Raw genomic sequence first — 9309 nt, 5'->3', positions numbered from 1 at the left:
TCTCGCTGATCGAGCCCCGCCGGAAATCTCCGGTGCCGGCCAGCTCGGCATACAACCACTCGCGCTGCTGTTCCAAGTCGCCCAGCGATGGTTCGGTCACCCTTTCCTCCAAGTCTGGTTGTTCATACCACAACCAGACTACACCGCCACCAGCATCAACCCCCGTCACCTACATTCGTGTCGCACACCCCACCGCAACAGTTGGCAACCCCCGGTGCCGTTGGCCTGGCTCGGGTCGTTGACAGGCGCATAGATCGGCCCCGGATTGGTCTGCGAAGGAGTGCTTTCCGCCAACGCGATCATCTCTTGCTCGGTCGGCGCGTGCCCGGTGTTTTGACCGACCACGTCGGCTACCGAAACCAGCCCGCAGTTGTCCTCGAGCGACTGCTGCTGCCAGTACCTGGCGGCCGCCACGGGGTCGCCGTACATGCCGGCGACGGTGGTCGGGGACGCCGTTACCGGAAGGTTGGTGGACGTGGCGCCGGCGGTGACCGTCGACAGCGTCGTCGACGGCTCCGACGGCGCAGGGTGGCCACACGCCGAGGCGATGGAAATACCGGTCACGACGAACGCGGCCCGCACCGCATTGCGCGCGGCGGCTGCGATCCGGACGTCGGGCATGGTGCTGATTATCGATCACGGTCTGGCTGCAGTTGTGATTTCGCCTCTTTGACCAGATCCGCCGCGGCGCGGCCGGCTTCTTGGGCCTTGCGATAACGCTGTTCGGCGCTGTTCAGCTCGCGCTCGGCGGTCCGAAGATCGGCCAGCGCCTCGTCACGTCGTTGCCGAGCCGCATCCCGTTCGGCGCTGCGCTCGGACAGCGCGGCATCGGCATCGGCCTTGGCACTCTCGGCGCCCGCGACCGCTGCGTTCAGCTTTTCCCGGCAGTGCCGAGCGGTCTCGGCCGCTTTGTCCCGTGCCACCTTCGTCCGGGCTGGTTTCGGCTCCGCTTTCGGCTTTTCGGCCCGAGTCACCGCCACCAGCTGCTCCGCGTCGCCGAGCGCGCCGAACCCCGACCACCGCTGCGCCTTGGTCAACCGACCCAGTCGCGCCCGCAACCCGGGGTCGGCGATCGCGGCGTGCAGCGTACTCGTCACGTCGTCACGCAGCGCCGACGACGGGTTTTTCACCTCGGCTGCGGCGAATGCGATGCGCGCCAGGTCGCTGATCAGCCGGTGTTGCGCGGCGGACAGGTCGCGGATACGGTCGCCGTCCATCGCGGTGTGCGCGTCGCGCAGGCCGTCACCGAAGTCGGTCAGGCGTTGGGTGACATCCCGCTGCCCGAGTACCAGCCGGTTGACAATCCACGCCGCCGTCGTGGGCTTGCGCGCCGCGGAGATCCGTTTCGCGGCGGTGGCATCGCCGCGCTGCCTGGCCGCCGCGGCCAACCTGGTGCGTTCTGCAGTGAAAGCGTCCGGCGCCACCGCGTACAGGGTGTCGAGGTCGTCGTCGGCCATGACGTCATGATCTCTCGCTCGGTGGCCCAACATCGGTTTCAGCTGGCCGTGCCGTTTCCTGCTAGCAGCTTTCTTGCTCGTTGGGGTGGTCGGTGGGATCCGGATCACCGCACTTCGGGATTGGCCGGACTGCCGTCGGCCCGGGGTGGCGGCGAAAGCGTCTGGACCCGCACACCTGACGATCACCCCGAATCCACGCGCAGGACAGGACACTCGATCGCGCACGTCGTGGTGAAAGCCGATGTGGAACCCTGGTCGATGCCCGCGTGGTCAATGACGGCGGCAAGCCGGTCCAGGGCGTGTGGTCGACCAACGCCTGGGCGACGATTCCCAACGGCGATTTCGCGTATAGCTGCTGCGACTTTTCTGGCTATTGCGACTTCCTGATCAGCCGAAAGCCCGCACAAGTCAGCCGACGAGGAGCAAGATCGGCTCAGCAGCTGGTCGCTAGCTAGTGCGCTTGAGGAGCGTCTCGTGGACATGCAACTGCAGAAGTGGTGTCGGCGTCCACCCAACGATGGTGAGAAATTGCGCAAGCGCGGTTGCGCACTTTTCGCGAAAGGGGCTTGAGATGACAGTGGCACAGGTTTCACACCGTGCGATGACGCCGCGCCAGCGGCTGACGGTAGTGGCGACCGGTCTCGGAATCTTCATGGTGTTTGTGGACGTCAACATCGTGAACGTCGCGTTGCCCAGCATCCAAGCCGTGTACAAGACGGGTGAGCAGGGTCTTCAGTGGGCGGTCGCCGGCTACAGCCTCGGTATGGCTGCAGTGTTAATGAGCTGTGCTTTGATCGGCGATCGGTATGGCCGTCGGCGCGGCTTCTTCGTTGGGCTCGGGGTGTTCGCTGCCGCCTCCCTGATATGTGCGGTACCGGTCAGCCTCGGAATACTCACGGTGGCGCGGATAGTCCAGGGTGTGGGTGCGGCTTTCATTTCGGTGCTTTCGCTGGCGTTGCTCAGTCACACTTTTCCCGATCCAGGTATGAAAGCACGGGCGATAGCCGGCTGGATGGCCATTGGCTGTATTGGTGCGGGTTCCGCCCCGGCATTGGGCGGGGTCCTGGTTGAGGGGCTCGGCTGGCGCAGCGTCTTCGCGGTCAATGTGCCTCTTGGAGCAATCGTCTGGCTACTCACAGCGTTGAGCGTCACCGAGTCGAAGGATCCTGATCCGACTCAGCTGGACTGGCCGGGCCAGCTGTTGTTTGCTCCCGCGATCGCAGTGATCGCGTACGCGATCATCGAGGCCCCGAGGGTGGATCGGCAACCCGGGTTGATCGTGACGCTGCTGCTGGTGGCGACGGCGTTACTGCTGTTTTTTGTTCAGCACGAGCGTCGCGCCGCCTTCCCCCTTATCGATCTGCACTTGTTCACCGACCCGGTGTACCGGTCGGCGCTAGTGGTGTACTTCGTAGTGATGTCCTGTTATTTCGGGACGCTGATGGTCATCACCCAGCACTTCCAGAACGTCCGCGGCTTCTCTCCGCTGCACGCGGGTCTGCTGATGTTGCCAGTGCCGGTCGGATTTGGGATTGCAAGTCTGCTTGCGGGGCGCGCGGTGGAACGCTGGGGTCCTCGGCTGCCGCTGCTGATTTGTCTGACAGCAATGATTGCCGGGTTGATGCTCTTCGGGATGGCCATTGGCCGCGTGATGCCAGTCGTGATTACTGGCCTGGCCTTGTTCGGTGCGGGGGCTGGCGGGTGCGCCACACCGCTGTTGAGTATCGGCATGACCGAGGTCGATGATCACCGAGCCGGCATGGCCGCGGGCCTGATCAATCTGCAGCGCTCACTGGGCAGCATTTTCGGCGTCGCCTTGCTTGGCTCCATCCTCGCGGGTTGGCTCAGCGCCACTTTGCCCGAGCGTCTGGATACGGTGATCAGCGAACCGGGCGAACGCGCAGCGGTTCTTTCCTCCGTGGTTGACGGCGCAAATCCGCGCGCCCACGCTGCTGATATCGGACCTGGACATCCGATGACTTCAGCGCAGGAGCAGCTGGTCGTGCGCGTGGCGGACAAAGAGTTCATTCGTGGGGTCCAGCTCGCAGTTGCCGGCGCTGCGGTCTTACTCTTGGGCGCGCTTGCCCTCGGGCTGCGGCGGTTTCCGACTGGCCTTCCCACCGCACCGCAACGGGATTGAAAACTGCTATATAGCAATACGATTCGGCCGAACCTGTAGGAGTTGCGGGAGACTCGGAAATGGTGCCCCGTGGTTCGGTCGGCGCTTTTGCCGTACCCGGTGACGTGGGACCAGTGGCGCAAGGGCAGCGCGTTGAACGCCGCCTCCTGACACCGGTATTCAGTTTCCGGCGAACCACGCGGTGGCCACCGCGCGGGTCTGCGGCGGCGGGAAATGGTCGGTGGGCGTGCCTAGTTGGCCCACCTTGACCGTCCACACCGGCGCCGAGCGATCGATGCAGGTCCCGGCGCCCTGGCTGGGGAGCCACAAGACCGCGAGGTTCGCGTCGGGGGCGCCACATCCGTAGACGCCGACGTACCCGTCGTCGCGGCCGCCCCAGGCGCCGCCGTTGCGTAGCAGGCAACGGGTGCCTTCGTCGAGAAGCAGCGCGAACGGATCGGGTGTCGGGATCGGCCGCACCGGCGGGAGCGGGCCGCCGTAGGTCACCCGATGCAGCCGCTTGTCCCACGGATTATCAACGCACAGAAGCGATTCCGGCGCCGACGGCCAGCAGGTTCCGGCATCGGCCGCGCTCGGCGAGCAATAGTAGATGTTGTCGGCCATCGCCGACGGCGACGCCGTCGTGCAGCTATCGACGGCAGTGACGTTGCCCCGCGCGGGGGCCTCGCGGTAACCGTTGATCGGCTGGCCATCGGATCCGACCGCCACGGCGGTGATCACCTGCGTCGGTGCGGGATCGGCAAGCGCCGATCCGCAGACGGAGAAGATCGCGCAGGCAAGTATCGCGATCGGCGTCGCGGCGGCTCGAAAGACGAAGTCCACGAGCCTAACTCTGCTCCACCGCGGGCCGGCTTTCAAAGGAGCAATCCGGTTGGTTGATTGGAGCCGAAGCTCAGGCCCGTACCCCTTCCACCGTGACAACCAGGTGGCGCGGCCCGCGCAGCAGCGGATTCCTCCGGTACGGGGGCGGATCGACGACCAGCCGCGGTGATTCCAGCCGGCCTACCAGTGCGGTCAATGCGATCTGTGTTTCGAGCCGAGCCATGGGAGCACCGAAGCACGCGTGAATGCCGTGTCCGAAACCGAGATGTTGATTGTCCGGGCGGTCGGGCACGAACAGGTCAGGGTCGGTGAAGCGGCGCGGATCTCGATTTCCGGCGGCAAGCAGAAGATTGACTTTCGCGCCCCGTGGGATCGTCACCCCGGCAAGGGAGATGTCGGCCAGGGCCACCCGCGGCGTGATTTGTGCGGGTGGCTCATACCGGAGCAGTTCCTCGACCAACGGGATGACCAAGTCGGGTTCGCGGCGCAGCCGCTCCATCACCTCGGGATGCCGCAGTAGGGTCAGCATCCCATTGGCGATCAGGTTGACGGTAGTTTCGTGGCCGCCGATGAGCAGCAGGACTCCCGTGTCCGCGATTTCGGTCATGCTCATCTGACCGTCGGGGTTGTCGTCGGTGACCCACCGCGACAGCATGGTGTCGCCCGGCTGCCGGCGATAGGCCACGGCGATTTCGGTGATGTATTCCCGCATCTCGGCGATCGCTTGCTCGCCTCGCTGCCGCTGTTGGGGTGTCCCGAATTCGCCGTCGAGGAAGTCTTGCGTCCAGCGCTGGAACCGGGGTTCGTCCTCGAGCGGCACCCCGAGCATGTCGCAGATCATGCACACCGGAAGTGGATACGCCAGGTCGTCGACGATGTCTATCTGGCGACGGCCGCGACAGTTGTCGATGAGGCGCTGGACCGTGTCGGCGAACTTGTCGCGCATGCCGTCGATCCATCCGGCCCGGTGCGGCGGACCGAAATGCCGCATCGCCATGCGGCGTAGCCGGCCGTGCTCGGGCGGGTCGAGCGTGATGAAGCCCGGGATCAGATCCGGCTCGAGCTGGGCGCCCTTGGTCATATCGGAGCCGATCCGCGGGTCGTGAAGCAAAGCCACGATCTCCCGATGAGTGCTGACGACGTAGCTGCCATCCTCGTACTGGGCCACCGGTGTCTGCCGCAGCTGGGCGTACAGCGGATATGGGTTGGCACGATTGGCGTAGTCGAGGACTTGTTGATACGCGGACTGACGCGTCATGACGCCTCACTTTCAGTCTGCTCAGGAAAGGTCCATGACTGGTTCGCTCGTTGCCGCGGCGACGCGAATGTCGCGCCGCGCTCACTGGCTGTGTGGCCGGTCAGAATGACGTCGGGCCCGTGGCTGGGCAGGCCCCGAGTCGGGAACCGAGCCGGGACCGGCTGGGCGTCGGCCGGCTGGTCGAAGCCGGGCGCAACGGACGGGAACGGGGCCGATTCGGCGATCAGCTGTTCGAAGAAGTCCAGCCACATGCCCTGGTTGAAGGTGACGGCCGCGACGAGTCGGCCTTTCCTGCCGTAGGCGGCGACGAACCGGTGCTTATCGACCGAGCCTTGGCTGACGACGACCTCATCGGCGAGGCGCGGCACCCCGACGGACTTGATATTGACCCCGAACTGGGCGGACCAAAACGTGGGCACCGCCAGATGGGGGCGGCACTGGGCGGGGGCGCACGCCATGTTGTGGGCCGCGACCTCGGCCTGGGCCACGGCGTGGCTCCAGTGCTCCACACCCAGGAACTCGAAATCGTAGAGCGGGTGTGGGAAGCGCGCCACGTCGCCCGCGACGAAGACATTGTCGGTGACGATGCCGTTCAGTCCGAAGGCGCGGCAAGCCGCGTCGCAGGCCACACCCCAGTTGCCGTCGGCTGCCAACCCCGAGTCGTGCAACCACTCGGTATTGCGGAGCGAGCCGAGCGCGGCCACGGCCACCTCGACGTCGAGCGTGGTCCCGTCGGACAGGTGAGCGCGCCGGAGTCGCCCGTTCCCATCCCCCTCCAACTCGGTTACGGTGACGCCGCAGCGCAGATCGACGCCGTGCTGTCGTTGCAGCGTCGTTGCGACGTCGCCGATCACCCCGCCCAAAGCGTTCTCCAGCGGAGCCCCGCCCCGATCGACCACCGTCACGGGCAGGTCTAATTCGCGGCACACCGATGCGATCTCCGAGCCGATGAACCCCGCGCCGATAGTGAGCACCCGCCGCGGCTTGGCGGCCAGGTACCGCCGCAGCCGGGTCGCGTCATCGCGCGTGCGCAGCACACCCACGCCGTCGAGAGCGGCTTCCGCTTGGTTCGGCCAAGGTCGGGCGCGCGCCCCGGTGGCGATCAGTAAGCGGTCGAAGCCAACTTTCTGGCCGTCGGCGAGGTGCACCCGCTGCGCGGCCAGATCCAAGCCGACAGCGGCGACGCCCAGCCGCCATTCGGCGTCGAGCTGGCACAGGCGCGGCAACGCGGTTTGGTCGGCCGGCGTGTAGCCCGTCAGGACTTGCTTGGACAGCGGCGGGCGGTCGTAGGGCTCGTAGGGCTCCTCGCCGATCAGAGTCAACTTTCCGCGAAAACCGTTGTTGCGCAACGCCTCCGCCGCCCGCAGTCCTGCCAGAGATGCGCCGACGATCACGACCCGCCCAGGGCGCTGGCGGCTCTCGGCAACCGTGGTGGTCATACTGACCCCGTTTCGTGGGCCAGTTCCGGCTCTTCTAACCGATCCATCCGGATCGCCTGGACCGGACAGGCTGCTACGGCGCGCAGGACCTGCTGACGTTGCGCATCGTCCGGGTTGGGGTGATATACCAGCGCTTCCTCTCCCGCCAGCTTGAATGCTTTGGGCGCGAGGAAACAGCACTGGGCGTAGCCCTGACAACGCACCAGATCGACCACGATACGCAAGACAATTTCTCCTTTGGATCCGGACGAGAGTTCTCGTGAGCGCGTGAAGCGGCGCAACCGAAGTGCCGTGTTTTCAATGCAGCCCTGTCGAAGTCTCCCTAGGTCGCCGATCGACCCATTGACACTGAGGTTATCGACCGATAACCTCAGTGTCAATGGGTGCTCCCGAGCGGACCGTTGAAGTCGATCGGCAGGTCGCTGAGTTGGGCCGGGACTGAGTGCGCCGCGACACGCGGCCGGCTTCGGATGGCGATACTTGTGGCCTGCTGGATGCCGATGAACGCGCAAAGCTCGAGCGCCGAACCTGCACGCAGATTATGTCGAAATCGGTACGAAGCCCGGGAATCGTGGGATGGTGCGTTCCGGCGGGGTTGGGCTGGCAATTCCTCGGGTTAGCCGCTTGACGTCCGCGGCTATGTGCGCGGCTATGGATATGACGGTCACGCTATTCAGCGCAGTTGCCGGTGCGGCGTTGCCTGGCGGGTGGCTAGCGCACGGCGCCGACTAATCCGGACGTTCTCTCTCTCTGTCGAGTAGCTACATATCATCAGGATCTAACCCTGCGGCATCGAAATTACCCCATCGCGGAAAGCCGTCTGGCCACATGATTCCAGCCGGTTGCGGAGCCAAATTGTCATTATTGTTATTGTTGATGTCGACGTTAATGTCATCTATTGAGGTGTCGATACCGGCCGGAGCGTTATTCGTGTTGTCTTCGATGGCAATGCTGGTGGCATCCGTGGGGTTATCAGGAATTACCGGGATTTCAAGGGTGGTGCCATTTACTCGGTCATCGCTCCCAGTATCGATTGGATCGTAGATCGAGATAGCGGTCGAACCGCCGGAGTTTTCGGCATTGTCGCCAGCAGTATCAGGAAATCGGTAGCAGTGGCGCCCTGATTGGATCTACTGACGTTGTAGTGGGCTATATCCGTCCTGGTAGTGATGGGCAGAGGCCGCCTCGGGTGAGCAGGGCCATGGCTATTAGGCTACGGATAGCGGCGACGGCTATCCGACGCCCGTAGTGATGGAAGCGGAACTCGCAGCGGCTCAACCAGTTTCGCCAACCCGACGGTCATGGAGTTGACTGCCCGCCGCCGGATCCGTCGCCGGATACGGCGAGCCACCATCACCGCGACGACACCGACCGCTACTTCGGCAAGTATCGCCCCGCGCGCTCGGCGCTGCCAGCGTCGGCTGCTCGAGCGCCGGCCGAGGCGGTAGCCGACGCCCAGCGCAATCAGCAACGCAGCGATAGCCGTCAACGCGGTCATGCATCGAGGATCTTGCGTCCCCGTCGCGGTTGGGTCACGGGCCAGGCACGCCTTGGCCAACACCGAATGGTGCTACACACCCAGGCAACCGGAGCCGGTCAGCGATCGATGCGGAAACGTTTGAGCCGCGAGCGCGCGCCCGACACCAATTCGACTCGGATCCTTGGCAAGTGAAAGTGAGCTGCCAGCAGCCGGGCAACCGCTTCGTTGGCTTTGCCGCCGACCGCACGGCTCGGGCACGTAGATCGTCAGCTCGGCGCCGGAAACCGTCTCGACACGCGGACCTTGACGAGAGCCGGGTTTGACCTTGACGACGACGATGTCGGCCATGCCGGGTGACGCTATCGCGCCGTTGCGTCCCGCTCTGCGATCTGCGGAACCCCACCCGAGCACGGACCAGCCGTCGCGCCCGTCATGCGAGACCGGCGCAACGCTCGAGTAGCTGTAGCGAGGGCGGCTGCCGAAACGCCAAGACCATGTGTTCGCAGCCCAGCTGCTCGAATTCGGGCAACAACGCGAGTTGGTCGTCGACCTGTCCGTCCATTGCCGGATGCAGGGGCTGCCAGCTGTTGCGGGTTGAGTGGTCGGTAGTTGTCAGTGGTGTGCGGTAGGAACAAAGGTATGAATCTGGCGGCGTGGGCTGAGCGCAATGGTGTTGCGCGGGTGACTGCGTATCGCTGGTTTCGCGCTGGTCT

The 9309-nt window shown here is 65.0% G+C and carries 9 protein-coding genes and 2 pseudogenes; 2 read left to right on the top strand and 9 right to left on the bottom strand.

The window, feature by feature from the left end; translation table 11 throughout:
• Positions 1-165: 165 nt before the first annotated feature.
• Positions 166-621, bottom strand: coding sequence for a hypothetical protein (locus EET03_RS30840; RefSeq protein WP_208649056.1), 456 nt, complete (start codon positions 619-621; stop codon positions 166-168).
• 8 nt (positions 622-629) lie between these two features.
• Complete coding sequence (locus EET03_RS14355) at positions 630-1457, bottom strand: hypothetical protein (protein WP_075541738.1); 828 nt, start codon at positions 1455-1457, stop codon at positions 630-632.
• 601 nt (positions 1458-2058) lie between these two features.
• Between EET03_RS14355 and EET03_RS14345 the strand changes: the two genes are divergently transcribed.
• The gene (locus tag EET03_RS14345) at positions 2059-3597 is read left to right on the top strand and encodes an MFS transporter (RefSeq protein ID WP_099194188.1); all 1539 of its coding nucleotides are present in this window, start codon (positions 2059-2061) and stop codon (positions 3595-3597) included.
• 159 nt (positions 3598-3756) lie between these two features.
• On the opposite strand, the gene EET03_RS14340 is transcribed toward EET03_RS14345, so the two are convergent.
• The 7 genes and pseudogenes from EET03_RS14340 to EET03_RS32420 all read right to left on the bottom strand — a co-directional run bounded on the left by EET03_RS14340 (position 3757) and on the right by EET03_RS32420 (position 9158).
• Entirely contained in the window at positions 3757-4419 is a 663-nt protein-coding gene (locus EET03_RS14340) for a hypothetical protein (protein ID WP_075541740.1), read from the bottom strand.
• A 70-nt stretch (positions 4420-4489) separates the two neighbouring features.
• A complete protein-coding gene (locus EET03_RS14335; protein WP_099193546.1) occupies positions 4490-5677 on the bottom strand; it encodes a cytochrome P450 in 1188 nt (395 codons plus the stop codon).
• Complete coding sequence (locus tag EET03_RS14330; protein WP_075541742.1) at positions 5674-7116, bottom strand: NAD(P)/FAD-dependent oxidoreductase; 1443 nt, start codon at positions 7114-7116, stop codon at positions 5674-5676. Before EET03_RS14330 ends, EET03_RS14335 begins: the two co-directional genes overlap by 4 nt.
• Positions 7113-7340, bottom strand: coding sequence for a ferredoxin (locus EET03_RS14325; RefSeq protein WP_075541743.1), 228 nt, complete (start codon positions 7338-7340; stop codon positions 7113-7115). The genes EET03_RS14330 and EET03_RS14325 overlap by 4 nt, the downstream gene beginning before the upstream one ends.
• A 989-nt stretch (positions 7341-8329) precedes the next feature.
• Positions 8330-8614 carry a hypothetical protein gene (locus tag EET03_RS14320; protein ID WP_099193545.1) on the bottom strand — a complete coding sequence of 95 codons (285 nt, stop codon included), beginning with the start codon at positions 8612-8614 and terminating at the stop codon, positions 8330-8332.
• Between the two features lie 98 nt (positions 8615-8712).
• Positions 8713-8944 (bottom strand): annotated as a pseudogene (locus EET03_RS14315) (DUF167 domain-containing protein).
• An 82-nt stretch (positions 8945-9026) separates the two neighbouring features.
• Entirely contained in the window at positions 9027-9158 is a 132-nt protein-coding gene (locus EET03_RS32420; RefSeq protein WP_279637699.1) for a hypothetical protein, read from the bottom strand.
• 77 nt (positions 9159-9235) lie between these two features.
• Between EET03_RS32420 and EET03_RS14305 the strand changes: the two are divergent.
• Positions 9236-9309: pseudogene (locus EET03_RS14305) on the top strand (IS607 family transposase); the annotation flags it as partial.

The organism is Mycobacterium innocens, from assembly GCF_900566055.1.
Classification (GTDB): Bacteria; Actinomycetota; Actinomycetes; order Mycobacteriales; family Mycobacteriaceae; genus Mycobacterium; species Mycobacterium innocens.
This window is presented reverse-complemented; position numbering and strand designations above follow the sequence as displayed.

Bases quoted from the DNA above. Each gene is read 5' to 3' on its own strand.
- EET03_RS14320 (WP_099193545.1), bottom strand. From the start codon at position 8,614: ATGACCGCGTTGACGGCTATCGCTGCGTTGCTGATTGCGCTGGGCGTC.
- EET03_RS14345 (WP_099194188.1), top strand. From the start codon at position 2,059: ATGACGCCGCGCCAGCGGCTGACGGTAGTGGCGACCGGTCTCGGAATC.
- EET03_RS14355 (WP_075541738.1), bottom strand. From the start codon at position 1,457: ATGGCCGACGACGACCTCGACACCCTGTACGCGGTGGCGCCGGACGCT.
- EET03_RS14330 (WP_075541742.1), bottom strand. From the start codon at position 7,116: ATGACCACCACGGTTGCCGAGAGCCGCCAGCGCCCTGGGCGGGTCGTG.
- EET03_RS32420 (WP_279637699.1), bottom strand. From the start codon at position 9,158: ATGGACGGACAGGTCGACGACCAACTCGCGTTGTTGCCCGAATTCGAG.
- EET03_RS14335 (WP_099193546.1), bottom strand. From the start codon at position 5,677: ATGACGCGTCAGTCCGCGTATCAACAAGTCCTCGACTACGCCAATCGT.
- EET03_RS30840 (WP_208649056.1), bottom strand. From the start codon at position 621: ATGCCCGACGTCCGGATCGCAGCCGCCGCGCGCAATGCGGTGCGGGCC.